This is a genomic window from Glycocaulis sp., assembly GCF_051859565.1.
Lineage (GTDB): Bacteria > Pseudomonadota > Alphaproteobacteria > Caulobacterales > Maricaulaceae > Glycocaulis.
Genome location: NZ_JBHYFK010000003.1, coordinates 242010 through 268256 on the forward strand (window position 1 = coordinate 242010; position 26247 = coordinate 268256).

Sequence of the window (26247 nt, forward strand, 5' to 3'; positions counted from 1 at the left end):
GCTTCGCCGCCCCCGTCAGGTGCGAATTGTCATGCCGTCTGCCAATGAATTGCGGAACGCCGTCCAGGCAGGAATGAAGCCCAGTATTGCCGATGCGCCAGTGACGACGCCGATGAGTGCGAGGTCGTAAAGGCCGGGCAGGGTGCCGCTCAAATGCACGCCATAGCGCTGTTCCAGCACCGGCGCGCCGAGGGACAGCGCCCCATAGGTAAGACCGGTGCCGATGATCGCGCCAGCAAGAGCCAGAAGAGCGCTTTCGCTCACTAGCAGCACGAAGACATGCCGGGGACGGGCGCCCAGCGCCCGCAATATCGCCATTTCCCGGCGGCGCTCATTGAGGCTCGTCAGCACGGCTGTCAGAATGCAGATCAGTCCCATCAGGACCACGAAGGCGGCCACCGCCGCCAGCGTGCGCTCGGCAACACCCACCACGCTCCAGAGCTGGGACAGCGCAACGCCGGGGATAATCGCCTGCAGCGGTTCCACCCGGTAGGTATTGATCTGGCGTTGCAGGCGCAGCGCCGCGACCGGCGTTTCAAGTCCAACCAGAAACGCGGTGATCTGGTCAGGGGTGAGGTCCATGGCCCGCAGCTCGTCCATGGAGAGGCTCGTGCCTGCACCAGTAGGGCCTTCCAGATGAATGGCCTCGATGGCTTCGAGGCTGACAAAGACCGAGCGGTCTACTGGCGTGCCGGTGGGTTCGAGGATGCCGACAATGGTGAACGGATTGTTGTCATGCTCGACAAAGCTGACCCGCCCCGTGCCGTGGGCGACGATGATTTCCTCGCCCAGTGAATAGCCCAGCTCGCGCGCGACGCTGGCGCCCACAACCGTGTCGAACAAGTCATCGAGCGGCCCGCCAGCAGCGAACTGCAGATGCCGCCGCCCCGCATAGCGGTAATGCTCGAAATAGCGGTTATCCGTCCCCACCACGCGGAAACCGGCATGGGAATCGCCTAGCGAGATCGGCACCGTCCAGGCGACGCCGGGCGCATTGGCCACCTGCTGGTAGGTCTCCCAGGTGATGTTGTTGGTCGCATCGCCGATATGGAAGATCGCGTAGAGCAGCAAATTGACCGGGCTGGAGCGTGCGCCGACGATCAGGTCTGTACCCGAAATCGTGTTCTCGAAGCTTGCCCGCGCGCCGTGACGCACCTTCTCGACACCCAGAAACAGCGTCATTGCGATGGCAACGGTCAGGATGGTCAAAAGCGCCGTACCGCGCCGGTTGGCAATGGAGCGCCAGGCGAGGGAGATAATGGGAAAGCGGGTCATACGCTTCTCCCCGCGGTGTTGAGCTCTGACAGATCGACCGCGCGGTCAAACTTCGAGGCGAGAGAGCCATCATGGCTGACAAAGAGAAGCGCCGCACCGCTGGCCGCGCATTCCTCGATCAGGAGGGACAGGAACGCATCGCGCGCATCGGCATCAAGCGCCGAGGTCGGTTCGTCGGCCAGTACCAGCCCTGGACGGCCAATGAGTGCGCGCGCTGCGGCCACGCGCTGCTGCTGGCCCACGGATAGCTCGGTAGGGGGGCTGGACCAGTATTGCTTGGGATCAAGCTGCAGGCGGGTCATCAGGCGTCGGGCCTCGGCCTCGGCTCCGCCTGCTGCTTCACACGCCTTGTCCCGCCGCGCGGAAAAGCGCGCAGGCAGCATCACATTGGCGCCGGCAGGCAGATAAGGCAGCAGGTTGAACATCTGGAAGATGACGCCCAGCCGTTCGGCGCGCAGCGCATCACGCTTGCCGCCGGAGAGCTTTGACATCGGCTCGCCCAGCACCTCGATACGGCCCGCCGTAGGCGCCATGATGCCCGCAATCAGGCCCAGCAGGGTGGATTTGCCCGATCCGCTCGCGCCCTTGAGGAATACTTTCTCTCCGGCCGCAACCTCGAAACGCTCCATGTCGAGCACGACAGGGGCTTTGCGCGCATAGGAGAAGCGCACGCCGGTTAACGATATGGCAGGTGCGGTGTTCACGCTGCGTCAGACTTGGCGGCTTTGCCTTCGCTGGCGGCGTGATGTTCCATTTCCGCCAGCCAGCGCTCGGCTTCCAGCGCGGCCATACAGCCCATGCCGGCTGCCGTGATCGCCTGACGGTAGATGTCGTCAGTCACGTCGCCTGCCGCAAACACGCCGGGAACAGAGGTGATGGTGGAGCCGGGCTTCGTCACCAGATAGCCGCCATCCTTCATCTCAAGCTGGCCTTCAAAGAGCGAGGTTGCAGGCGCGTGACCGATGGCGACAAACACGCCGTCAGTGGCGAGCTTCGTTTCCTCGCCGGTTTTCAGGTTCTTCACCCGCACGCCGGTGACGCCGGGGACATCGCCCTCGGCGAGGATTTCCTCCACCGCACTGTCCCAGATCACCTCGATCTTCTCGTTATCAAACAGGCGCGCCTGCGCGATCTTTTCAGCGCGCAAGCTGTCGCGGCGATGGATGAGGGTGACCTTGCTGGCAAAGCGGGTCAGGAACAGCGCCTCTTCAACGGCGGTATTGCCGCCGCCAACCACCACGACTTCCTTGCCGCGATAGAAGAAGCCATCACACGTCGCACAGGCCGACACGCCAAAGCCCTGCAGGCTCTGCTCGCTTTCAAGGCCCAGCCATTTGGCGCTGGCACCGGTTGCGATAATCACGCTGTCAGCGGTGTAGATCGTGCCGCCATCGCCCTTCATCGTGAAGGGACGCTTGGAGAAGTCGGCCTCCACGATGATGTCGGCGATGATTTCCGCGCCGACATTCTCGGCTTGCGCTTTCATCTGCTCCATCAGCCACGGGCCTTCGATGACGCTGGCAAAGCCCGGATAGTTCTCCACCTCGTGTGTGATGGTCAGCTGGCCGCCTGGCTGCAACCCGGCGATGACGATGGGCTCCAGCATGGCCCGCGCGGCATAGATCGCGGCAGTGTAGCCGGCCGAACCCGAACCGATGATGACAACTTTGGAGTGGCGGGTCTCGGTCATGGCGGGCGTGGTCCTCTGGCAGTCGTGTTTTGGGCGGGTGATGAAAGCTTATTGCGTGGATTCGGGGCCTGGCGTCTCTCCCAGCAGGCGTGACAGGAGAGCCTGATTCCATTCGCGTCCCGGATCGATGGTGTGAAGCTGGTCACGGGTGACATGGCCTGCACGGATCTGGGCGGCTGCGTACACGTGGCTTGCCCGTACCGATGATCCGCAGTTGATCACAACAGGGCCATCAGTATCGGCCATGATGCGCGCTACCGCATCGGCAGCTTCCGTGCCCGTCATGCCGCCGACCGGGACGTTCGCGTAGACCATCCCGTTTTGCATGACGTTTTCTGCATAATCGAAGCCCAGCGCCTCGATCTCCGGCTCGGTCAGCAGGTTGATGACGGTGGTACGGCCTTCGCGCGCCCAGCTGCGTGCATCGCCGGCATCGGGCCGCGCTTCAAACCGCACATCGCCGCGAATTTCGGGCATCGGGGTCTGTTGCCCGAGTGCGGGCGCCCCAGGCATGGCGAGCAGGGCGGTCACGGCAAGAACGGGGCGGAGCATTTCAGGCCTCTTTCGGACGCGTGGACATTATCGGGCGTTCAGATGTCGCCTTTGCGGGTCATGATTTCAAGGACACGGCGCGCTGCCCTCTCGGTTTCGTGAAGAGGCATATAGCTCCAGCGGTCCAGACGCCCAAGGAAGGGCCGCACCGCGCCGTGAGCCTCCAGCGCGCTGTAGAGCCGGGCAAACTTGCCGGGCTTTCCCTCCAGCATCAGCCGGTAGACAGGCGTGCCGGTAGCGGCGGCCTCGGTGAGCATGTTGGTGGAATCCTCGGTGGCGAATATCCAGTCGGCACCGGCCAGAAAGCCAAAATACGGGTTCGGCTCGCCGCCCGTATGCAGCCACACGCCGTCGTCTGCGCCGAATTGCGCTTCCAGTGCGCTCACGAAGCTCTCTGGCGTGCGCCGCGAGGTGGTGATCATCAGGCCGATGTCTTGCGCACGCAGCCAGACGAGGCGCTCCAACAGCGCACCGGCGATCTCCGGCGTGAACTGGTGATGCCGGGAGTCGCCGCCAATCAGCACAGCTGCGCGGGGGGCGGGCAGGGCGGCGATCTGTCCCGCAAAGGCGCGTTCTGCCTCGGCCAGCCGCTCTGGCGTGATGCGGTTGGGCGAGCCGGTGATTTCAAACACTTGGCGGCCGCGCATGCGGTCATGCTCAGGCGGTATGATGAGATCGAAGCGGTGATGGGCCATTTTCGGGTCCTGCACATAGACAAAGACCGCGTCTGGAAAAGCCTTGCGATGTTCGCCCGCCGCCCGAACGGCCGCCATGCCGCATCCGATCCACAAATCGGGCGCAATGGGGCCGGGATCAGGCAGGTCGCCGGTACGCGGCACCTGCACGGGCAGGATGCGCATGGGCGTCAGCCGGGCCACGGCCTCGGCGAGGCCCAGAGCCTGATTCTCCATGCCTCGCCTGCCGTCGGTAACGACAAAGCAGGCGCGTTCGCGTTGGAAGGATTGTTCCGCCATCCCGCCAGTTAGCCCTTCATCTGGCCGGAAGCCAAGGGCGCTTGTCGGCGCGACAAAACGCAAGAAGCCGGCGGATCGCTCCGCCGGCTTCGGTCATTTCTGAAGAGTGGCAGGCAGTAAGCCTATTTCCACTCGACCTTGATGATCTCGTACGTCTTCAGCCCGCCGGGCGCATTGACCTCGACGACATCGCCCTCTTCCTTGTTGATGAGCGCGCGCGCGATGGGCGAGGAAATCGAGATCTTGCCCGATTTCACATCGGCCTCATCATCGCCTACAATCTTGTAGGTGGCTTCCGCCTCGGTATCCTCGTCGATGAGGGTTACCGTTGCGCCGAACTTCACCTGCTCGCCGGACATGCGCGACACGTCAATGATTTGAGCACGCGCGAGCTTGTCCTCAAGCTCGACGACACGGCCTTCAATCCAGCTCTGGCGTTCCTTGGCCGCGTGATATTCCGCGTTCTCTGACAGATCGCCATGGTCGCGCGCCTCGGAGATCGCCTGGATCACCGCCGGGCGCTCAACCGATTTGAGATGCTTCAATTCTTCGTCGAGGGCCCGGTGACCCTCGGCGGTCATAGGGATTTTTTGCATAGGGAAGGACTCGTTTCTTTTTACGCCTGCGAGCGTAAGACCCAAATGATCCCGCTATCAAGCGCTCTTTGCGTTCTTCTCGAACGCCCTAGTAACGATAGGATTGCAAAGCGCGGGGTTCAAGCTCTCCTGCATCAATCGTCGCAATCGCCTTGACGGCAGCCCGGCTGGCCGATGCCGTAGTATAGCAAGGCACTTTCAGCTCCAGTGCTGTGCGGCGGATGGAGTAGCTGTCGATCTGGCTCTGGCGGCCTTCTGTTGTGTTGAAGATCAGCTGGACCTCGCCATTCTTGATCGCGTCGACAATGTGTGGGCGGCCTTCGAACACCTTGTTGATGCGCGTAACTGTCACACCGGCCTCTTCCAGCGTCTTTGCCGTGCCACCGGTCGCCAGCAGTGAGAAGCCAAGCTGCGTCAGCTGGCGGCAGGGTTCGATCATCTGCGCCTTGTCGGACTCTTTGAGTGAGACGAATACAGCCCCTGAGCGCGGCAGGCGCACCCCGGCACCCAGCTGAGCTTTGGCGAAGGCGGCTTCAAAACGCATGTCGATGCCCATTACCTCGCCGGTGGAGCGCATTTCCGGGCCCAGCACCGGATCGACGCCGGGGAAGCGGGCGAACGGCATCACCGCCTCTTTCACGGCAATGTGCTCGGGCGTGTCATTCCATGCCTTAAAACCAGACAGCTTCTCGCCTGCCATCACCTTGGCCGCGATACCCGCAACCGGCGCACCAATGGCCTTGGCGACGAAGGGCACGGTACGGCTGGCGCGGGGATTGACCTCCAGCACGAAAATCTCGCCATCCTTAACCGCGTACTGCACGTTCATCAGGCCTTTCACGCCAATGGCTTTCGCCAGCGCAACAGTTTCCGCTCTCAACTCCGCTATGGTCTCGGCCGGCAGCGAATGAGGCGGGATGGAGCAGGCGCTGTCGCCGGAGTGAACACCGGCTTCCTCGATATGTTCCATGACGCCAGCAATGCGCACTTCCTCGCCATCGCACACCGCATCGACATCCACTTCGGAGGCGTCGGTCAGGTAGCGGTCGAGCAGAAGCGGGCTGTCGCCGGAGACGTGAACGGCGGCGCGGATATAGCGCTCCAGGCTTTCCTGATCGCGCACGATCTCCATGCCGCGCCCGCCGAGGACGAAAGAGGGGCGCAAGACCAGCGGGAAGCCGAGCGTCTTGGCGCATTCCAGCGCTTCTTCTTCAGAGCGCACGATGGCGTTCGGAGGCTGACGCAGTCCCAGCGTATCCAGCAGCGCCTTGAACCGTTCACGGTCCTCGGACAGATCGATCGCGTCGGGGCTGGTGCCGAGAATCGGGATGCCGGCTTTTTCGAGCGCGCTGGCGAGCTTCAGCGGGGTCTGCCCGCCATATTGCACGACGACACCCAACAATGTGCCATTGGCCTGTTCTGTCTCGATCAGCTCCAGCACGTCTTCATCGGTCAGCGGCTCGAAATAAAGCCGGTCGGCCGTGTCATAGTCAGTGGAGACCGTCTCGGGGTTGCAGTTCACCATGATGGACTCGATGCCCATATCGGCGAACGCAAAGGCGGCGTGGCAGCAGCAATAATCGAACTCGATACCCTGACCGATCCGGTTCGGGCCGCCGCCCAGGATGATGGCTTTCTTCGCGCTTGAAGGCTGGCTCTCGCACCCGCCGGTTTCGTAGGTGGAATACATATAGGCGGTGGGCGTTGCGAACTCGGCAGCACACGTGTCCACGCGCTTGTAGACTGGACGCACGTTCAGGGCCCGGCGCGCTTCGCGCACCTTGGCTTCGGTGGATTTCGTCAATTGCGCAAGGCGCTGGTCTGAGAATCCCATCGCCTTCAGCCGGCGGAAGGCCTTGGCATCACCGGGCAGGCCCAGCGTGGAGATGTCTTCCTCGGCGTGGACGATCTCTTCGATCTGCCGCAGGAACCAGGGCTCATAGGCGCAGGCTGTGTTGATGTCTTCGACACTCAGCCCTTCGCGGAAGGCTTGCGCGATCACGCGCAGCCGGTCCGGCGTGGGGCGGGCCAGCGCAGCAAACACGGCCTGACGGCGCCCTTCCGGCCCATCGGCGGACTCAAAGCCCTCGATCTCGATCTCGTCAAAGCCGCAAAGCCCGGTCTCCAGGCTGCGCAGCGCTTTCTGCATGCTTTCCTGAAAGGTGCGGCCCATGGCCATGGCCTCGCCCACCGACTTCATCGAGGTGGAAAGCAGGTTCTGGGCGCCCGGATATTTCTCGAAAGCAAAGCGCGGGATTTTCGTGACGACATAGTCAATCGACGGCTCGAAGCTCGCGGGCGTTGCGCCGCCCGTGATGTCGTTATCGATCTCGTCGAGCGTGTAGCCTACCGCAAGCTTGGCAGCGACCTTGGCAATCGGGAAGCCCGTGGCTTTTGAAGCCAGCGCAGATGAGCGCGACACGCGCGGGTTCATCTCGATGACCACCATGCGGCCGGTCTTCGGATCGACGGCGAACTGCACGTTTGAGCCGCCGGTTTCCACTCCGATCTCGCGCAAGACTGCAATCGAGGCGGAGCGCATGCGCTGATACTCCTTGTCGGTCAGCGTCAATGCGGGGGCGACGGTGATGGAATCGCCGGTATGTACGCCCATCGGGTCAATATTTTCGATCGAGCAGATAATGATGCAGTTGTCCGCGCGGTCGCGGACCACCTCCATCTCGAACTCTTTCCAGCCGAGCACGCTTTCTTCCACCAGCACCTCGGTGACAGGGGAGGCGGCAAGGCCGGTGCCGACGATCTCGCGGTACTCCTCGACATTATAGGCTATGCCGCCGCCTGTGCCGCCCATCGTGAAGGAGGGACGGATGACGGCAGGCAGGCCCAGTTCGTCCAGCACGGCTTCGGCCTCGGCCAGCGAATGCACGGCGCGCGATTTCGGGCTTTCCAGACCAATCTTGTCCATCGCGTCGCGGAAGCGTTGGCGGTTTTCCGCCTTGTCGATGACATCGGCCTTGGCGCCGATCATCTCCACACCGAACAGCTCCAGCACGCCGCGCTTTTCCAGCTCCAGCGCACAGTTGAGCGCGGTCTGCCCGCCCATCGTGGGGAGCAACGCGTCCGGGCGCTCCTTCTCGATGATCTTGGCGACCATTTCAGGGGTGATCGGCTCGATATAGGTGGCGTCTGCGAGGACCGGATCGGTCATGATCGTGGCCGGGTTGGAGTTCACCAGAATGACCCGGTAGCCCTCTTCTTTCAGCGCCTTGACTGCCTGCACGCCCGAATAGTCGAACTCGCAGGCCTGACCGATGACGATAGGGCCGGCACCGATGATGAGGATGGAGCTGATATCGGTGCGTCTGGGCATGGGCGGTGCTCCGTTTGTGTTCGCGCGCGTATCCGCGCTGCCGGTCTTGTGGGGCAAGTCCGGGCGCGGTTCGACTCTGATTACATGCTAGAAGCGGGTGTTAGCGCCAATTTGCTCCCATGGCGAGGGGGTAGATGTTCACAACGCGGAACGAATATCGGTCACGCTGAAATCATTGCCGATATAGAGCAGCGGGGCGGCGTGCTGTTTGGCGGGGACGGCAGAGCTATCCGCCATTACCACTTGGGAAAGCCCAGCTGCTCTGGCGTGTCGCCGCAGGCTTCATCCCATTCCGGCTTGGTAATCGGACGGCGATCAAACAGATGGGCGTGCTTGTTCACAAATGCCTGCATCCGCTCCGTATAATCGCCCTTGGCCGCCTGTTCCGCCCGTAGGCGCACCAGCCGGTCGGCTTCTTCGGTCTTGATGCTGAGGCCCATGACGGCACCCCTTCTAGAATTGCTTTCTAGATAACATGCGCGCCGCCAGCTTCTAAGTGAAAGGCGCCTCACCCCAGACTTAAATCCCGCCAGAGCTGGGGCTGGAGGTTGGCGTCGCGCCGCCGCACGCGGTCTGAAATCATCCAGAAGGCGCGTTCGTGCAGCAGCGGCACATTGCATTGCTCTTCCAGGAAAACCGCCTCGGCCTCGCGGTGAACGGCGATGCGTTCAGAGCGCGAGACGCGTCCGCGTGCATCTTCCATCAACTGGGCAAAGCGCGTCCGGCCCGGCCCGGACCAGCCTGTGTCGTCGGCAAATCCGCCCGGTGCGAATGGTTCCAGCATGAAGTCCGGCTCTGATTTCAGGCCCCGGTTGAAATAGCCCAGCGTCATGTCGAACTCGCCGCCCGCCACGGCCTGATTGATGTCGTGCGGGTAGGAGGAGAGGATGTCTATATCCAGCCCCGCACTGCGCAGGTCATCCGCGATGGCAATCGCAATGCGCTCCCGGCTGCCCGATGACACCCGCAAGACCAGCCGCAGCGGGCTGTCCGGCCCGTAACCAGCCTCGGTCAGCAGCGTGCGGGCGGCCTGCCTGTCCGGTCCCGGCGCGGTTTGCCCGTTCTCTTCCAGCGCCTGTGCGGTGATGACATGAATCGTGGGCGTGGCTTCGCCGCTGAAGAAGTTCTCCGCCAGAAACTGCCGGTCCACGGCGAGCGAAATGGCACGGCGCACGCGTACATCGTTCAGGCCGGGCCGCCTGTGATTGAGTTTGAGATAGGTCAGTATGGGTGCGTCAAATCCGTGCAGCCGGTCGCCGATCTCCCGGCGCAGAAAGCCGATCTGCTCAGGCGGCGGACGGTCGGCAAGATCCAGATCGCCGGAGCGGAAGAGGCGCGCCCGCGTCGCCTCGTCCTCAACCACATCGACGCGCACAGTCTCTATGGAGACACTACCTGCGGCGTGGAAGCGCGGATTTCTGGCGAGAAGATAGGTCAGCGCGCTGGCCTGGCGCAGAATGTACGGCCCGGCGCTGACCCAGTTTTCGGGGCGCACCCAGCGATCCCCGCGCGCCTCGATCACATGGCGGGGCAGGGGGTAAAACTCGCGCATCAATACCGGGAAGGCACCAACGGGCGTATCCAGCTCGAAAATGATCGTGCGGGCATCGGGGGCTGTGACGCCTATCTCGCTGGCAGGGGCTCTGCCTGCGAGCGCAGCGCGGGCGCCGCGAACAGCAAAGAAATCGCCCAGATTGGCAAAGCCGGTGCGCGGGTCCACGGCGCGCTGGGCGGTCCATACGACGTCATCAGCCGTCAGCGGCATGCCGTCGGACCATTGCAGGCCTTCGGCGAGCCTGAAGCGCCATCTGCGCCCATCCTCCGAACGCCAGCTTTGCGCCAGACCCGGTGCCAGCCCGCCTGACGGGCTGTATTCGGTCAAGGGCGCGTGCAGCTGCTTGTAGAGCAGGGCGGAGGCCGCAAACTGGCCTTTGAGCGGATCAAGGCTGTCGGGTTCAGTGTCGATGGCGGCGCGCAGCAGGCTGCTGTCCGCACCGCCGCGCGGCGCACAGGCGGCAAGCGCCAGCACCCCGGCGCTGGCTGCACCGCCCAGAAGTGTCCGCCGTGAGACGGGCAAAAGGATTCGCTTGCTCATGACCGCAGTTTTGCGGGCAGCGGCGGACTCTGGCAATGCCTACCAGCGCGCGCGGATCGAGGCCCAGCCCAAGGCCTGGGGCTCGGCGTCCGCAATATGGCCGGGCTCACGGGTCACACGCGCGGCAAAGGCGGCGTCGACCTGTGTGGTCAGCTGCCTGCGCCAGGCGGCTTCCAGCGAAATCTCGCGGCCCGAAGGCGTCAGCGAAGCATGGCGCCGCTCATAGCTGACCCTGTCTTCCCGGTCGACATTGACCGGAACCCGGGCAGAGATCCGTCCGTGCTCCATGCGCAGTGGCTGAGACAGGGTGAAACCAAACCTGCCCCCGGCCAGCGGCCTGTCGATACCGGCGCTCCACGCGCTGGCACCGAGCTCCTGCTCGACGGTCAGCGAGGCGGGCGTGTTGAACTGGCCGGTGACGTATTCCGCCCGCGCCGACCCGCGCCAGCCGAGCGGCAGCTGGCCAGACCAGAGCGCTGCGGTGAACTGGGTGTCGGCGGCGTCTTCTGCCCCGAATCGGGCGGCCAGCCTGCCACCCATCACCGAACCGGTTTCCTGGCCGGTGCCGGTCTCCAGCCCGAAGGTCTGCCCGGTAAGCCGGCCGGACCGCAGGGTGTATGTGAAGCCCACGGCGTTGAATGCGCTGTTGTCTCCAGAGGAGGAGCGCATATGGAAGGCAGCGGGGCCGAACTCATAGCTGGCTGCCACCCATTCGCGCGAGCCGGCAAAGCGGGCCACCGCACCAGAGAACAGGGTTTCCGACAGCACCGATACCCCTGCCCCGCCAACGGGTGCGGGCGAGGAGAAGCCGCGCCCGGCTTCCACGCTCAAGCCCCCCTGACGGAAGGCGAAGGACATGTCCGGAGCCGACTGGTACCAGTCCTGCGGCAGGTTGCGCAGCAGGTGCGGCGGCTGCCAGTTCATGCGCAGATTGATGCTGGCCGGGCCGACCTGGGTGCGTGACGCGCGTGCCAGGCCCGCCGCTGCTGCGCTTTCCATGGCGTTCAGAGCGCTGTCCGGTGCAAAGGATGGGCGGTCGGCGCTGAAATGGAAGGGGCGGCGATAGCTGTCGCGCAGCACGGCATCATCAACCAGTCCGCTTTCCCAGAGCCAGTCCCCCGCCGGACCGTCCGGCGCAGACAGGAGCAGGTCGAGCGGGATGGCTTCGCCTGTGCCAAGCCGCATGCTGGTCGCGCCGACGGGCTGGAAAGCGGCCGCCAGGTCGATCAGCCCGCGACCGAACAGAAAATCGATCCCTTGTGGCCCGAGGTCCAGGGCCGTTTCAAACAGGATCTGCAGCGCCTCATTGCCCTGCAGGTTTGGAAAAGCATCTAGTAGCAGGGCGAGAGCACCGGCTACGTGCGGCGCGGCAAAGCTGGTGCCCGAAAAGCGAACAAGCAGGGGGTCGCCGTTCTCGTCGTCGATATAGGGTGTAAGAATCCTTGTGCCCGGGGCCACTAGGAAGGTCGCCCCCGCATCGCCAGCCCGGTTTGAGTAGGGTGCCAGATCAACAAGTTCCACGTCGCAACCCACGATGTCCCCTCCAGGGCAATCGATCGCTCCTACTGCCACAACAAACCCTTGCGCGTCCGGCATGTTGGCAAAGTTGGCCGGGAAATTGGGCTGGTCACCCGTGCCGTCCGTTTCCTCGCCGCTATTTCCCGCCGAAACGACGATGAAAATACCGGCATTTACTGCGCGCCGCATCGCAGCGAATGTCTGAGTCAGGGAGTCATTGCTGCCGATATCGCGCCCCAGCGAAAGATTGATCACGCGCGCGTTGTGGCTGATCGCATAGTCGATGGAAGCTGCGATATTGGCGTCCGAGAAGCGGCAGCCGCCATCATCGGGATCGTCATCTTCGCACGTTCCCGGTGTGTCAGCCCGGATGGCCAGAACGGTACTTTGAAACGCTACGCCGTGCCCGCCCAGATTGTTCTTGTTTGCAACTATAACGCCAGCCACGCCCGTGCCGTGTCCGTCTATGTCTTCCAGCTCGCCGCGTGAGGAAACGATGTCGACGCTGGCAGATGATATACGGCCGATCAACTCAGGATGAGACTGATTGATGCCACTGTCCACGACCGCGACGGTGATGCCCTGTCCGGTCGCGCCGGCCGCGTAGGCGCTCGACGCATTGATCAGGCCCAGCCCGTACTGGCGATTATACTCAGCCGTTTCAAAATCTGCCGGATTCCCGGGCGGGGGGGGCGGCGGTGGCGGAGGAGGTGGTGGCGGTGGCGGGGGGGGAGGTGGAGGTGCAGGCGTTACGGTAGGGCTGCCACCGCCACCGCCGCCACCACAGCCAGCCATGCCGATGCAGGCTGCCGCAAATACCGTTACCAGAAGCGCGCTGCGCAGTTTCATGGCCATTCCTGATCTCCGCGTCCCCTGTCCTTCGACAGATAAGCTAGAGCCGATCAGGCAAAATGGAAAAGGTTTTCCGAGAGGTGGGGTTTATCAGGGGTCAACCGCCCGACAGGCGACCGACAAATTCGTCAAACACGCCAAAGGAATCCTGCGGGCCGGGGCTGGCTTCCGGATGGTGCTGCACCGACATGACCGGCTTGTCCTTAAGGCGGAAGCCGCAATTTGTACCGTCGAACAGCGAGATATGGGTCTCTTCGGCATTATCGGGCAGGCTGTCACGATCCACCGCGAAGCCGTGATTCATGGAGACGATCTCCACCTGGCCTGACAGTATGTTTTTCACCGGATGGTTCGCGCCATGATGGCCGTGGGCCATTTTCTCTGTCCGGGCGCCAATGGCCAGCGCGAGCATCTGGTGGCCAAGGCAGATGCCAAGGGTTGGCACACCCGCCTCGATGACGCCGCGAATGGTGGCCAGCGCATACTCACCCGTGGCCGCGGGATCGCCGGGACCGTTCGATACGACCACGCCCGCCGGCGACAGCGAGAGTACGTCTTCGGCACTCGCCGTGCCGCGCACCACTTTTACGCGCGCTCCAGCCCCTGCCAGACGGCGCAGTATGTTGGCCTTCACGCCATAATCCAGCACCACAACGAGCGGACCATCGGACGGGCCGATGCCCGGCCCGTCGGGCCACACCCAGTCTGATTGCGTCCAGTCGCTGTCTGCTTCGCTCAGAACATGCTGCGCCAGCTCTGCGCCTTCCATGCTGGGCGCATCGAGCGCAGCCTTGCGCAAGGCATCCGCGTCCAGCTTCCCGTACGGGGAGTGCGCAATCGCGGCGATAGGCATGCCCAGCTCGCGGATCCGGGCCGTGAGCGCGCGGGTGTCGACGCCGGTAACGGCCACAATGCCCCGCGCGGTCAGCCATTCGGTAAAGCTGTGTTCGGCGCGCCAGCTCGATGGCGGCGTGATCGGGGCCCGGCTGACCATGCCTACGGCTGCCTTGCGCGCCCTGTCACTGGCGGCCTCTTCATCGTGCGCATTGGCACCGACATTGCCGATATGAGGGAAGGTGAAGCAGACGATCTGTCCGGCATAGGACGGATCGGCGAGAATCTCCTGATGCCCGGTCATCGCCGTGTTGAAGCAGAGCTCGCCAGTGGCGATTCCCGATGCCCCGGCGCCTTCGCCGGGGATGATCGTGCCGTCAGCCAGCACGATGGCTCCAGTCGCCCCGTCAAGATCGCTGTCGCGCCAGGGGTTTGCGGTCAGTACTTGATTCCCGGCCCGTTCCGTCATATCTCACCGCCTGATTTCGCGTGCGCCGCACAATAAGGGCGGCCCTTTGAACAAACGCGCGGACGGTATGTGAGCCTTGCCCGGACGTCAAGCAAGCTAGAAGCCGAAAAAGAAACTCAAAAACAACGGGTTAGGCGGCGTCGCTGTAACTCGTGCGAATGGATGAAAAATGTCGCTGCGCGACCAGATTGCCGAAGACCTCAAAAACGCGATGCGGGCCAAGGATGGGCTGAAGCTCAGCACGCTGCGCCTCGTTCAGGCTGCCATCAAGGACCGTGACATCGCTGCGCGGGCTGAAGACCGCTGCCAGGGGTGCGGTGAGGGCGAGATCATGGCCCTGCTGCAGAAGCTGGTGAAGCAGCGCGAGGAGAGCGCCGAAACCTACGAGAACGCTGGCCGGCTGGATCTGGCCGAGCGTGAGCGGGCGGAAGCCGACATCGTGCGCGCCTACCTGCCCAAGCCGATGTGCGAGCAGGAAATCGAGCAGGCCGCAGAGACGGTCGTCGACGAGCTCGGCGCCACGGGCCTGAAGGACATGGGCAAGTGCATGGGCGCGCTCAAACAGCGCTATACCGGCCGCATGGACTTTTCCAAGGCGGGCGAAACGGTGAAGACCCTGCTGCAGAGCCGGGCGTAAAGCGCACAACTAGGCCGTGGCAAGTCTGCCGCGTGTGCTATGGTGAGCCATGGCCCTTCCCGACGGATTCCTGGACGAGATCAAAGCGCGCATCCGCCTCTCCGATCTAGTGGGGCGCACGGTAGCCCTGCGCCGTCAGGGACGCGAGTTTGCGGGTCTGTCACCGTTCAAGAAAGAGCGCACGCCATCCTTTTTCGTCAATGACGAGAAGGGGTTCTACCATTGCTTCTCCAGCCAGAAGAACGGCGATGCCGTCAACTGGCTGCAGGAAACGCAAGGTCTCAGTTTCATGGAGGCGGTCGAGACGCTCGCCGCCGAGGCAGGGCTGACCATGCCTGCGCCGGACCCGGAAGCCGCCCGCAAGGATGAGCGCCGCAAGGAGCTGGCCGAGTGGAACGAGCTGGCGCAGCAGTATTTTGCGCGTGAGCTGAACGGCCAGCGCGGGGGCGAGGCGCGCGCCTATCTGGAGCGGCGCGGGCTTTCTCCGCGCGACTGGGAGAATTTCGGCCTTGGCTATGCGCCCGAGATGCGTACCGGGCTGAAGGACTTTCTGGTCAACAAGGGTGCCAAGCCTGATGAGCTGGTAACGGCTGGGCTGCTGATCGCGCCGGAAGATGGCGGAGCGGCGTTTGACCGCTTCCGTGGCCGGGTGATGTTTCCGATCCAGGATCCGCGCGGGCGGCTGGTGGCGTTTGGCGGGCGCGCTTTGTCAAAGGATGCGCGCGCGAAATATCTCAACTCGCCGGAGACGCCGCTCTTTCACAAAAGCCATGTCCTCTATCGTTATCCGCAAGCGCGCAGCGCCGCTTCCGATCCGAAATCCGGCATTCGCGGACTGATAGTCGCCGAAGGCTATATGGACGTGATCGCGCTGAACCGGGCAGGCCTCGTTCATGCCGTGGCGCCTCTGGGCACCGCTCTGACCGAGGACCAGATACGTTTATTGTGGCGTGCGGGGCCGGAGCCGGTGATCTGCCTTGACGGTGACAGTGCCGGTCAGCGCGCGGCAGGGCTGGCCGCTGAGCGCGCCCTTCCCATGCTGGAGCCGGGCAAGACCTTGCGCTTTGTCTTTCTCCCGGACGGGCAGGACCCTGACGATGTATTGAAGGCCAAGGGCGCCGAGACGCTGCGCGCGCTGGTCAACGATACGCGCTCGCTGGCCGATCTGGTCTGGGACAGGGAGTTTGCCGCAGAGCCGCTGACCGACCCGGACCGGCGGGCAGGTTTCCGCCGGCGCCTGCGCGCGCTGACTTCAAAGATCGCCGATCCGGATGTGCGCGAGGAATACAAGGCCGAGTTTGACAGGCGCCTTGCCTCGGCGTTTGGCCGCAAGCCGGCGCGCGCGCCCTGGCGCGGGCGTCAGGATGCGAGTGGCATATCCGATGGTCCGCCGGTGGCCGAAACGCGCAAGCTCGCGCAAGCACGCCGGGCGCCGCCTGCAGTCCGCCATCTTCTGCTGGCTGCCATTGAGTGGCCCGAACTGGCCGTCAGCGAAGCCGAAACGCTTGCCGAGCTGGACTGCGGTCCGCTTGACAGCCTGCGTGACGCTATTCTAGACGCATGCTCCACTGGTCAGATTGCGGATCATGAGATGCTCAGACACTCTCTGGTCCGGCAGGGGCATCATCCGGTCCTTCGCAAGCTGGAAGCTGAACGGGCACCGATGCGGGCATCCATGGGGGGAGAGGACGCTGACCCTTCCAGCAGGTTGAACGCTTGGCGAAAAGCGGCGGCTTCCTATATGGAGAGGGTTGAAGAGGAACGCATCCGGGGTGAAGCGCGTCTTCTTGAAAGCGAGGCGCTGGCGCGCGGCGATGCCGCTGAAGTGCACCAGCTTATCGCAGGGTATAAGGCCAGCCGCCGTCGCAGATAGCGCGCGGGCGGTCGATTTTGTTTGTGGCAGCTGGTATTCCGGCCGCCAAGGGAGTTCAAGTCAGGCATGACCAAAGCAGCGACCGAGACGGCTGAAGCAGCCCCGGAAAATCAGGACGGCCCGCTTCTCGATCTCAATGACCTGTCGGTCAAGGCGATGGTGAAAACCGCCAAGAAGCGCGGCTATGTCACCCATGACGAGCTCAACAAGGTTCTCCCGTCAGAAGAATTTTCATCCGAGCAGATTGAAGACGTGCTCTCCCAGCTGTCGGAGATGGGTATTACCGTCGTCGATTCCGAGGACGAGGTGGAAGAGAACGACGCGGCTGCAGGCGATGACGAGGAAGAAGATGATGGCCGCTCCCGCGCGGTAGCCGCCAAGTCGAAAACCGCTGTCGCCGGGCAGAACACCACGTCCGCGCAGGATCGCACCGACGATCCGGTGCGCATGTATCTGCGCGAGATGGGCTCTGTGGAGCTGCTTTCGCGCGAAGGCGAAATCGCCATCGCCAAGCGGATCGAGGCCGGACGCAACGCCATGATCCGCGGGCTTTGCGAAAGCCCGCTGACGTTTGAAGCCATCATGGTCTGGCGTGAAGAGCTGCAGTCCGGCCAGGTGCTGCTGCGCGATATCATCGATCTGGACGCCACTTATGGCGGCGTGCGCGAGGATCACTCCGAAACCGGCGCGCCCGACGCCGGACGCGGCCCCGCCGCCAATATCCGCGCCCAGGTGCGTTCGCGCGCCGAGGAGAGCGAGGAAAAGACCGGCGAAGAGGGCGAGGAAGGCGAAAACGCAGCCTCAACCGATGATGAGGAAGATGACGAGGATGGTGCAAACCTGTCCCTCGCGGCCATGGAAGCCGAGCTGCGCGAAGGCGTCATGGAGACGCTGGACGCGGTAGCGGGTGATTTCAACACCTTCCGCAAGCTTCAGGACAAGCTGGTCGGCCTGCGCATGGAGGGCAAGGACCTCTCCAAAAAGGATCGCGAGACCTATGAGGGCGTGCGCGAATCCATCGTTGCCAATCTCAACTCGCTGAACCTCAACAATGCGCGTATCGAGGCGCTGGTCGAGCAGCTGGACGCCATCAACAAGCGTCTGGTGGTGCTGGAAGGCAAGCTCTTGCGTTCCGCCGAGGCACACGGCGTGCCGCGTCATGAGTTCATGCAGGCCTATCAGGGCCATGAGCTGGACCCGAACTGGCTGGACGACTGGAAAGCCAAATCGGCCCCGTGGAAGAAATTCGCCGAGCGCGAGGAAAAGGAAGCCGCCCAGATTCGCGAGCACATCGCCGAGCTGGCGCAGGAATCCGGCGTGCCGATCGACGATTTCCGCCGTATCGTCGCGACCGTCCAGAAGGGCGCGCGGGAAGCTCGCATTGCCAAGAAGGAAATGGTCGAAGCCAATCTGCGCCTCGTCATCTCCATCGCCAAGAAATACACCAATCGCGGCCTGCAATTCCTGGATCTGATCCAGGAAGGCAACATTGGTTTGATGAAGGCGGTCGATAAGTTCGAATACCGCCGCGGCTACAAATTCTCCACCTACGCGACCTGGTGGATTCGTCAGGCCATTACCCGCTCCATCGCGGATCAGGCCCGCACCATCCGTATCCCGGTCCACATGATCGAGACGATCAACAAGATCGTGCGCACCAGCCGCCAGATGCTCCACGAGATCGGCCGCGAGCCGACGCCTGAGGAGCTGGCTGAAAAGCTCTCCATGCCGCTGGAAAAAGTGCGCAAGGTGATGAAGATCGCCAAGGAGCCGATCTCCCTTGAAACGCCGATTGGCGATGAGGAAGATTCACACCTCGGCGATTTCATCGAGGACAAGAATGCGGTCCTGCCCATCGATGCGGCGATCCATTCCAACCTGCGCGAGACCACCACGCTGGTGCTGGCCAGCCTCACCCCGCGTGAGGAGCGTGTGCTGCGCATGCGCTTCGGGATCGGCATGAATACCGATCACACGCTGGAGGAAGTCGGCCAGCAATTCTCGGTGACGCGAGAGCGTATCCGCCAGATCGAGGCGAAGGCCCTGCGCAAGCTGAAACACCCCAGCCGCAGCCGCAAACTGCGCAGCTTCCTGGATAGCTAGAGACAGTTTCTTTTTGTGCTACGGTTCAGCGCCGCCGGACGAAGATCCGGCGGCGTTTTCCTTTGTGCAGGTGCGGTGGTCTGACGGCGCTCACGCACTCGCAGCACGCGACGTATCTGATTAGAAGCAATCACATGGATTGATATGCAGTCGCGAGCTGGACAGGCGCGCTGTTGCATTGCAACATCTTTTTCTCAAAAAAATGAACAATGTTCACTTTTCAAACGCTCGTCATAGCCCTATCTTCCCGGAGCGAGTTCAACGCAACGCCCGGTCAACAGGGCGCCCATCTTTCGGAGACTGACATGTCCTTCAAATTCTCCTCCCCGATCCTGATGACCGCTGCTGCTGCCATGATGGCTGCAGGCCTGTCTGTCGCCAGCGCATCTTCCGCCGAAGCGCAGGTGTGCGAGCCGGCTTTCGTCGCTCAGAGCACCGCGCACCGCTCGGTGCGTGCCTCGGTCCAGCGCTTCGAGCGTGGCCAGTGGCGTGAAGCTGCCCACTTCGCCAATGAGGCCCTGTCGCGCCGCAATGCGGCCCCGACCATGGCCGCTGCCCGCACCAATCTGTGCGGCGCGCTCGCCAATCTCGGTGATGCCGGTGCAGCCGAAGCCTGTGATGCGGCCGTAGAGGCCAATGAAGGCGGCTGGGAAGCGCTCAACAATCGCGGCGCAGCCTATGCGTTGGCGGGCAATACGGCTGCCGCCTCGGCGGACTTTGCCGCTGCTGCCGCCATTGAAGGCGCTGGCCCGGAAGCTGCTGCCAACGCTGCAGCCTGCCGCTAGAGCGATAAGGAATTCCGCTGGCCGGGCAAATCCCCCGCCCGGTCAGCGATGTTGAGCCGGACACCCCTTCAGATGGAGTCCGGCTCTTTTTTTGCCTATTCGGCTGCGCGTGCCGTCTCTGCGGTCATGAGGGACGGCAACCAGGTCTCATGAGCCTGTTTCAGGCGAATCAGGTCCAGCGCATGGCCGCCATTGATCGAGATGGCGCGTCCACCCGCGATTCCGGCCACGCTGACCGGCACATCGGCGGCGATGGCGTTCTGGCGGATGGTTTCTGCCGTCGCTGCGTCAGCGGCGATCAGATAACGGGCCTGATCCTCGCCGAACATCCACGCATAGGCGGGCAGATTGCCGTTGAAGGCGAGCTTCACGCCGATGCCTGAGGCCATGGCCATGTCGGCAACCGCGCAGGCGAGACCGCCATCGGAAACATCGTGGACCACGCGGGCGCGCCCGGCGCGGATTTCGGCGCGGACAAAATCGCCATTGCGCTTTTCGGCAGCCAGATCGACATGAGGCGGCGCGCCGTCCTCTTTCTCCTCGACATGACGCATATAGAGCGAGGCACCGAGCTCTCCGCGCGTCTCACCGATGACAAGCACCACATCGCCCTCTTTCATGCCGCCAAAGCCGGCGCGTTTTGAAAGATCGGGCAGGAGGCCCACGCCGCCGACAGCCGGGGTGGGCGGGATCGCCTTGCCATCAGTCTCGTTATAGAGCGAGACATTGCCCGACACGACGGGGAAGGAAAGCTGTTTGCAGGCTTCGGCCATGCCTTCGACGCAGCCCACAAACTGCCCCATGATTTCCGGGCGTTCGGGATTGCCGAAATTGAGGCAGTCCGTGATGGCGATGGGGTCTGCGCCCACGGCCGTCAGATTGCGCCAGGTCTCGGCCACGGCCTGCTTGCCGCCCTCGAACGGGTCGGCATAGCAATAGCGCGGTGTGCAGTCGGTCGTGATGGCGAGCGCCTTGTTCGTGCCATGCACGCGCACGATGGCGGCATCCGCCGGGTCTTCGGAGCTTGCCATCGTGTCGGCCATGACGTGGCGGTCATACTGTCCCCAGATCCAGCGTTTGGACGCCATGTCGGGGCTCGCCATGATGGTCAGCAGCGCTTCACCCAGATGCTCCGGCCCCTTCATGGTGCGCGGATCAATGCTGGCGCGCGCTTCGGGCTCGAACCAGGGGCGGGTATAGGCCGGGGCCTCCTCGCCGATGGGATCAAGCGGCAGATCGCAGACCACTTCGCCCTGGTGTTTGAGAACCATGCGGCCGGTATCGGTCGTCTTGCCGATGGTGGCGACGTCCAGATCCCATTTCCTGAAGATGCGCTCGGCGATGGGCTCCGCGCCGGGCTTCAGGATCATCAGCATGCGTTCCTGCGATTCCGACAGCATCATTTCATAGGCCGTCATGCCGGTTTCGCGCTGGGGCACGTGGTCGAGGTCCAGCTCGATACCTAGCCCGCCGCGCGACGCCATCTCCACGGAGGAAGAGGTCAGGCCGGCTGCGCCCATGTCCTGAATGGAGCTGATCGCGTCTTCTGCCATCAGCTCAAGGCACGCTTCGATCAGCTTTTTCTCGGTGAAGGGATCGCCGACCTGCACGGTCGGGCGCTTCTCTTCCGAGCCCTCGCCAAACTCGGCTGAGGCCATGGTCGCGCCGTGAATGCCGTCCCGGCCGGTCTTTGCGCCTACGTACAGAACCGGGAAGCCAGCTTCCTTGGCAGCAGCGGTGAAGATGCCTTCGCGCTTCGCAAGGCCGACCGCCATCGCATTGACGAGGATATTGCCGTTATAACCCTTGTCGAAATTGGTCTCGCCGCCAACGGTCGGCACGCCGACGCAATTGCCATAGCCGCCAATGCCCGCGACGACGCCGGAGACAAGCTGGCGCGTCTTGGGATGGTCCGGCGCACCAAAACGCAGAGCATTCATCAGCGCCACGGGCCGCGCACCCATGGTGAAGACGTCGCGCAAAATGCCGCCCACGCCCGTCGCTGCGCCCTGATAGGGCTCGATATAGGAGGGGTGGTTGTGGCTCTCCATCTTGAAGACGGCGACATCGCCATCATCAATGTCGATCACGCCTGCATTCTCGCCGGGGCCGTAAACGACGCGCTCGCCGGTGACGGGGAATTTCTTCAGATGCACCCGGCTCGACTTGTAGGAGCAGTGCTCTGACCACATGACCGAGAAAATGCCGAGCTCGACCATGTTCGGCGCGCGGCCCAGCACGCGCAGGATTGTCTCGTACTCGTCTGCCGTGACGTGCTCGAGCGCGATCTGTTCGGTAATGCCGGGGGCGTATTTGGGTTCAACACTCATTCGGCATGCGTCCGTTGCGGCTGGTGGAGCGGGGAGGGATCAGGCAGATAGGCGGTGACCAGAAGCCGGGCGGCCTCCGGCGCGCCGGGTTCAGGCCGGATCGCGGAAAGGTCAGACGGGGCGGGAACGGGCAGGCCTTCACCCATCAGGCCTTCGAGATGCAAGGCGAGGGCTTCCTGCGCGTTCAGCGCAGCTTCGCTGGCGCTGTCGCCAGCCGACACGCAGCCGTTGAGATCGGGGAAGTAGACGCTGAAACCGGTTTCAGCATCGCCTTCGAGAATGGCGGGATAGACATGCAGTGTCATCGCACTCAGTCCTTGATCAGTTGCACGCCGCTCGCGCGCTCGATGGAGCGCAGCGTACCACGCTTCAGGTCCTTTTTGGGATGGGGCACCGTCACGATTGCTGCCACCCCGTCTTTCTTCATCTGCACATGGCTGCCGCGTTGTCGGATCTTGCGCCAGCCGGCTTTTTCCAGCCTGGCTATGACCTCCCGGCTGGTGAGCATCACCCCCGCCCCAGAAGGCTTTCAAACACGCCAAGTCCGTCCGTACCGCCATGCACCGGATCAACCGCGCGTTCGGGGTGGGGCATCATGCCGAGCACATTGCCCGCCGCATTGGTGATCCCGGCAATATCGCGGATCGAGCCATTGGGATTATTGAGATAGCGGAAGGCCACCTGGCCTTCACCCTCCAGCCGGTCCAGCGTTTCGGTGTCGGCAAAGTAATTGCCGTCATGGTGCGCGATTGGGATCGTCAGCTCGCGCGTTTCGCCATAGGCGCGGGTAAAGCGCGAATTGGTGTTCTCGATCTGCAGCGGGGTGCGCTCGCAGACAAAGAGCAGACCGGCATTACGCATCAGCGCGCCGGGCAGGAGCCCGGTCTCGATAAGGATCTGGAAGCCGTTGCACACGCCCAGTACCGGCAGGCCGTTCTCAGCGCGTTTTACCAGGTCTTGCGTGATCGGCGAGCGGGCCGCTATCGCGCCGGAGCGCAAATAGTCGCCATAGGAGAACCCGCCCGGCACCATGACGAGATCAAGCCCGTCCGGCAGGCTGGTTTCCTGATGCCAGATCATCGCGGGGGCAGCCCCCGTGACAAGGCGCAAAGCCTCGGCCGCATCGCGGTCGCAATTGGAGCCGGGGAATACAATGACAGCGGTCTTCATGGCGCAGCGTTTAGCAGGGGATTCACGCCAAGGCGAGAGGCCGGTGCGGCTGCGACAATCGCGTTGCATCTTTGCCGCATCCGATAGCGGTGCATACTGCATCTGACTGCAAGAGGGCGCTGCCTGCTACAAGGAGGAAGAGATGATGCTGAACACCGCCGTGATCGCGCTGGCCCTGTTCGCAGGAGCAGTTTCGGGGGGCGCCAATGACGCGCAAGGAACGCGCGGTTCGTTCGATCCCCGCGGTGAAGCTGCCCATGTGCACGGCCAGGTGACGGAGGCCTATGTGCTGGGCACTGCGCATCTCGCTCAGGTGGAGGGATTTGAGCCGGCGGCTCTTTCCGGCCTGTTGGACCGTCTGGAATCGCTGGCGCCGGATGTCATCACCATCGAGGCGCTGGGTCCGGAAACGATTTTTCTGATGCAGGCATATGATGCCCGCTATGACGGGGCAGTGGGCTACTTTGCCAGCGCCGCGCTGGAGGGCGTGCGTCTGGCCGGAGAAGAAACCGGCCTCGACATGCCCCAAGCCCTGGTAGCCGTAGATGAGGCGCTGGCAGGCTGGCCGGACACAGCTGCAGCGCCGCAGCGCCGTCATCTCGCCGCGCTGTTTGCCGCGTCCGGTGATATCTTTTCTTCGCTCGTGCAATGGCTGCACCTTGAGCCAGCAGAGCGCGCTGCAGGTGATGGTGTCACCGCTGAACTCGCGGCTCTGCTGGAGCGGGTCTCAGCCTCCCGTAACGAGAATGTCCAGATTGCCGTGGCCTTGGCGGTGCGGCTCGGCCATGAGCGGGTCTACCCTGCTGATGATCACACGGCCTCCCACCTGATGGGCCGGGTAGCCGGACCGATGACGGCCGCGCTGGAAACGGCCGAATTTGCCAGCATTTTCGACCATCCGATTTTCACGGCAACGGACATGAATGCGGATGACTGGCAGAGCCCGGAGGCGATGCTCGCCTATTTCCGGCGGCTGAACGCGCCAGAGCACGGCCACATGGACGTGGAGGGCCAGTGGCGGGTGATGATCGACAGGGCGTGGCCGGAGCATGCAGGCCGGGTGCGCATGGCCGAATGGGATACCCGCAATCTGCGCATGACGGCCCATATCCGCGAGGCGTCGGCCGATGCGGTGGGCGGGCGCGTACTCGTGCTGGTCGGCGCGGCGCACAAGCCGTGGCTCGATGCCTATCTGGACATGATGACCGACATGCGCAGCGGCGACATGCTGGCCGTGCTGGAATAGGGGCAGGGTCGCCTTTCTAAAGCACCGCTGCTAACCTCTCCCCAGGTCAGCCGGGGAGGCAGGCATGAGTGTTCTGGGCGTAGGCGGCGTGTTCGTAAAATCAGCGGACCCGGAGGCCAGCAAGGTCTGGTATCGCGACGTGCTGGGCATGGAGCTCAGCGAATATGGGGAATTCGAATTCCGCCACGGTGAGGCGGCCGCGCGCTATGGCGATGGCGCACGCACCATTTTCGCCCGCTTCAAGGCCGATACGGAGTATTTCCAGCTCTCTGCCCAGCCCTTCATGATCAATCTGCTGGTTGATGATCTCGACGCCCTGCTGGAGCGCATCAAGGCGAAGGGCGTGGAGCTTGTCGGCGCGCCGGAGTCTCACGATTATGGCCGCTTCGCCTGGATCATGGACCCGGACGGGGTGAAGATCGAACTGTGGGAGTCGGTGGAGCTTTAGGCCTGCTACTCCAGGGTGCATTGACCGGCGAAAAAAGTCGATTTCTCTCCGGCGTCGTTCCCGCGCAGGCGGGAACCCAGAGCAGCTTGGGACTGTCTTTGCCCCACGATCTCTGGATGCCCGCCTGCGCGGGCATGACGAGACGAAAGAGCTTTAATTGTCAGAGGCATGGATCACCCACATACGCGGGTGATGACAGTGCAAGGAGGCTTACGCGCTCAGCTCGATGTCGTAGTTCTCGATCACCGGATTGGTCAGCAGCTTGTCGCACATGGCCTTCACGCGCTCGCTGGCTTCTTCGGCGTCAACGCTGGAGAGATCGAGCTCGATCAGCTTGCCCTGGCGCGCGCCGGTCACTTCCTCAAAGCCGAGCGTACGAAGCGAATTGGCAACGGCGGTTCCTTGCGGGTCCAGCACGCCGGGTTTCAGATAGACGTGGATTTTCGCTTTCATCGTCTCTTTGATCCTATTCGCTTTCTTCAGACTCAGGGGCCGCGCCATTGGCGCTGTCCATCTCGCGCATGATGCCGAGGCGCCGCGCGACTTCGGCATAGGCTTCGGTGACATTGCCCAGATCGCGGCGGAAGCGGTCCTTGTCCATCTTCTCGTTCGTGGTCATATCCCACAGGCGGCAGCAATCAGGGCTGATCTCGTCGGCCAGCACCACGCGCGGCATGTCGTTCTGGTCGTACAGACGGCCAAATTCCAGCTTGAAGTCGACCAGACGGATACCCGCACCCGCAAACAGGCCGGAGACGAAATCGTTCACGCGCAGTGCCAGAGCGATGATTTCGTCCAGCTCCTGCGGGCTTGCCCAGTTGAACGCCGTCACATGCTCTTCGGAGACGAGCGGATCGCCCAGCGCATCGTCCTTGAAGTAGAACTCCACAATGGCGCGCGGCAGTGGCTCGCCTTCCGGGATGTTGAAGCGCGTGGAGATGGAACCGGCGGCGACATTGCGCACCACGACTTCCAGCGGAATAATCTCCACCTCGCGCACCAGCTGCTCGCGCATGTTCAGGCGGCGGATGAAATGCGTCGGCACGCCAATCCGGTTCAGGTGTTCCATAATGAACTCGCTGATCCGGTTATTGAGCACGCCCTTGCCCTCCAGCGTCGCGCGCTTCTGGGCGTTGAAGGCGGTCGCATCATCCTTGAAATGCTGGATGATCGTACCCGGCTCCGGGCCCTCATAGAGGATCTTGGCTTTACCTTCGTAGAGTTTCTTGCGGCGTGACATGGGGGTCATCGCTCTCCGCTGGGCGTTGGAAAATCGTATCGCTGCGCTATGAGGCCCTTCATGCGCGCGAGTCTTGGGTGCGGGTCAATCGGTGTCGTGTCAAACGCGAAGCGGCCCGTCAATACGGGCCGCCTTTGATGATCAGGATACGCGCTTGGCCGGGCGCCCGCAATACTGGCCTGCAATGCGCTGCAAACGATTGATAAAGCGGCTTGGGCGCGATACCCAT

General features: G+C 63.2%; 24 protein-coding genes. 6 read left to right on the forward strand and 18 right to left on the reverse strand.

The window, feature by feature from the left end; genetic code table 11:
- Positions 1-15: 15 nt before the first annotated feature.
- The 12 genes from ACTIGC_RS06100 to carA form a co-directional block, all read right to left on the reverse strand.
- Complete coding sequence (locus ACTIGC_RS06100) at positions 16-1275, reverse strand: ABC transporter permease (RefSeq protein WP_439633571.1); 1260 nt, start codon at positions 1273-1275, stop codon at positions 16-18.
- The gene (locus tag ACTIGC_RS06105) at positions 1272-1979 is read right to left on the reverse strand and encodes an ABC transporter ATP-binding protein (RefSeq protein ID WP_439633572.1); all 708 of its coding nucleotides are present in this window, start codon (positions 1977-1979) and stop codon (positions 1272-1274) included. The genes ACTIGC_RS06100 and ACTIGC_RS06105 overlap by 4 nt, the downstream gene beginning before the upstream one ends.
- Positions 1976-2965 carry a thioredoxin-disulfide reductase gene (gene trxB / locus ACTIGC_RS06110; protein WP_439633573.1) on the reverse strand — a complete coding sequence of 330 codons (990 nt, stop codon included), beginning with the start codon at positions 2963-2965 and terminating at the stop codon, positions 1976-1978. Before trxB ends, ACTIGC_RS06105 begins: the two co-directional genes overlap by 4 nt.
- A gap of 48 nt (positions 2966-3013) precedes the next feature.
- Positions 3014-3517: a hypothetical protein gene (locus ACTIGC_RS06115; RefSeq protein ID WP_439633574.1), complete on the reverse strand. Its 504-nt coding sequence runs from the start codon at positions 3515-3517 to the stop codon at positions 3014-3016.
- Positions 3518-3555: 38 nt separating this feature from the next.
- Positions 3556-4491 (reverse strand): mitochondrial fission ELM1 family protein, encoded by a 936-nt coding sequence (locus tag ACTIGC_RS06120; RefSeq protein ID WP_439633575.1) that lies wholly within the window; start codon positions 4489-4491, stop codon positions 3556-3558.
- Between the two features lie 122 nt (positions 4492-4613).
- Positions 4614-5087, reverse strand: a complete 474-nt coding sequence (greA, locus tag ACTIGC_RS06125) for a transcription elongation factor GreA (RefSeq protein WP_127566064.1) — start codon at positions 5085-5087, stop codon at positions 4614-4616.
- Positions 5088-5175: 88 nt separating this feature from the next.
- A complete protein-coding gene (carB, locus tag ACTIGC_RS06130; RefSeq protein ID WP_439633576.1) occupies positions 5176-8418 on the reverse strand; it encodes a carbamoyl-phosphate synthase large subunit in 3243 nt (1080 codons plus the stop codon).
- Between the two features lie 138 nt (positions 8419-8556).
- Positions 8557-8655, reverse strand: a complete 99-nt coding sequence (locus tag ACTIGC_RS06135) for a type II toxin-antitoxin system VapC family toxin (RefSeq protein ID WP_439633577.1) — start codon at positions 8653-8655, stop codon at positions 8557-8559.
- Positions 8655-8858, reverse strand: coding sequence for a type II toxin-antitoxin system VapB family antitoxin (locus tag ACTIGC_RS06140; RefSeq protein ID WP_439633578.1), 204 nt, complete (start codon positions 8856-8858; stop codon positions 8655-8657). The genes ACTIGC_RS06135 and ACTIGC_RS06140 overlap by 1 nt, the downstream gene beginning before the upstream one ends.
- Positions 8859-8926: 68 nt before the next feature.
- A complete protein-coding gene (locus ACTIGC_RS06145) occupies positions 8927-10513 on the reverse strand; it encodes a peptide ABC transporter substrate-binding protein (protein ID WP_439633579.1) in 1587 nt (528 codons plus the stop codon).
- 39 nt (positions 10514-10552) lie between these two features.
- Positions 10553-12880, reverse strand: a complete 2328-nt coding sequence (locus tag ACTIGC_RS06150; protein WP_439633580.1) for a S8 family peptidase — start codon at positions 12878-12880, stop codon at positions 10553-10555.
- A gap of 100 nt (positions 12881-12980) precedes the next feature.
- Positions 12981-14186: a glutamine-hydrolyzing carbamoyl-phosphate synthase small subunit gene (gene carA / locus ACTIGC_RS06155; RefSeq protein ID WP_439633581.1), complete on the reverse strand. Its 1206-nt coding sequence runs from the start codon at positions 14184-14186 to the stop codon at positions 12981-12983.
- 169 nt (positions 14187-14355) lie between these two features.
- On the opposite strand from carA, the gene ACTIGC_RS06160 reads away from it, so the two are divergent.
- The 4 genes from ACTIGC_RS06160 to ACTIGC_RS06175 all read left to right on the forward strand — a co-directional run bounded on the left by ACTIGC_RS06160 (position 14356) and on the right by ACTIGC_RS06175 (position 19584).
- The gene (locus ACTIGC_RS06160; RefSeq protein ID WP_127566080.1) at positions 14356-14823 is read left to right on the forward strand and encodes a GatB/YqeY domain-containing protein; all 468 of its coding nucleotides are present in this window, start codon (positions 14356-14358) and stop codon (positions 14821-14823) included.
- Positions 14824-14872: 49 nt separating this feature from the next.
- Positions 14873-16696 carry a DNA primase gene (gene dnaG, locus ACTIGC_RS06165; RefSeq protein WP_439633582.1) on the forward strand — a complete coding sequence of 608 codons (1824 nt, stop codon included), beginning with the start codon at positions 14873-14875 and terminating at the stop codon, positions 16694-16696.
- Between the two features lie 66 nt (positions 16697-16762).
- A complete protein-coding gene (rpoD, locus tag ACTIGC_RS06170) occupies positions 16763-18799 on the forward strand; it encodes an RNA polymerase sigma factor RpoD (RefSeq protein ID WP_439633583.1) in 2037 nt (678 codons plus the stop codon).
- Between the two features lie 305 nt (positions 18800-19104).
- Complete coding sequence (locus tag ACTIGC_RS06175) at positions 19105-19584, forward strand: hypothetical protein (RefSeq protein WP_439633584.1); 480 nt, start codon at positions 19105-19107, stop codon at positions 19582-19584.
- 95 nt (positions 19585-19679) lie between these two features.
- Here the strand turns inward: ACTIGC_RS06175 and purL are convergent, their stop codons facing one another.
- Genes purL through purQ form a run of 4 tightly spaced genes read right to left on the reverse strand, consistent with a single transcriptional unit; the run spans position 19680 to position 23084 of the window.
- On the reverse strand, positions 19680-21914 hold the full coding sequence (gene purL, locus ACTIGC_RS06180; RefSeq protein WP_439633585.1) for a phosphoribosylformylglycinamidine synthase subunit PurL: 2235 nt from the start codon (positions 21912-21914) through the stop codon (positions 19680-19682).
- Positions 21911-22219 (reverse strand): type II toxin-antitoxin system HicB family antitoxin, encoded by a 309-nt coding sequence (locus tag ACTIGC_RS06185; RefSeq protein ID WP_439633586.1) that lies wholly within the window; start codon positions 22217-22219, stop codon positions 21911-21913. The genes purL and ACTIGC_RS06185 overlap by 4 nt, the downstream gene beginning before the upstream one ends.
- A gap of 5 nt (positions 22220-22224) precedes the next feature.
- Positions 22225-22422 carry a type II toxin-antitoxin system HicA family toxin gene (locus tag ACTIGC_RS06190; protein WP_127566095.1) on the reverse strand — a complete coding sequence of 66 codons (198 nt, stop codon included), beginning with the start codon at positions 22420-22422 and terminating at the stop codon, positions 22225-22227.
- Positions 22422-23084 (reverse strand): phosphoribosylformylglycinamidine synthase subunit PurQ, encoded by a 663-nt coding sequence (gene purQ / locus ACTIGC_RS06195; RefSeq protein WP_439633587.1) that lies wholly within the window; start codon positions 23082-23084, stop codon positions 22422-22424. The genes ACTIGC_RS06190 and purQ overlap by 1 nt, the downstream gene beginning before the upstream one ends.
- A gap of 142 nt (positions 23085-23226) precedes the next feature.
- On the opposite strand from purQ, the gene ACTIGC_RS06200 reads away from it, so the two are divergent.
- Entirely contained in the window at positions 23227-24330 is a 1104-nt protein-coding gene (locus tag ACTIGC_RS06200; protein ID WP_439633588.1) for a DUF5694 domain-containing protein, read from the forward strand.
- A gap of 64 nt (positions 24331-24394) precedes the next feature.
- A complete protein-coding gene (locus tag ACTIGC_RS06205; protein WP_439633589.1) occupies positions 24395-24778 on the forward strand; it encodes a VOC family protein in 384 nt (127 codons plus the stop codon).
- 210 nt (positions 24779-24988) lie between these two features.
- Here ACTIGC_RS06205 and purS read toward each other — a convergent pair whose 3' ends face one another.
- Together purS and purC are read right to left on the reverse strand one after the other, a co-directional pair.
- A complete protein-coding gene (gene purS / locus ACTIGC_RS06210; protein ID WP_127566105.1) occupies positions 24989-25231 on the reverse strand; it encodes a phosphoribosylformylglycinamidine synthase subunit PurS in 243 nt (80 codons plus the stop codon).
- A 13-nt stretch (positions 25232-25244) separates the two neighbouring features.
- Complete coding sequence (gene purC / locus ACTIGC_RS06215; RefSeq protein ID WP_233352542.1) at positions 25245-26018, reverse strand: phosphoribosylaminoimidazolesuccinocarboxamide synthase; 774 nt, start codon at positions 26016-26018, stop codon at positions 25245-25247.
- Between the last annotated feature and the right edge of the window lie 229 nt (positions 26019-26247).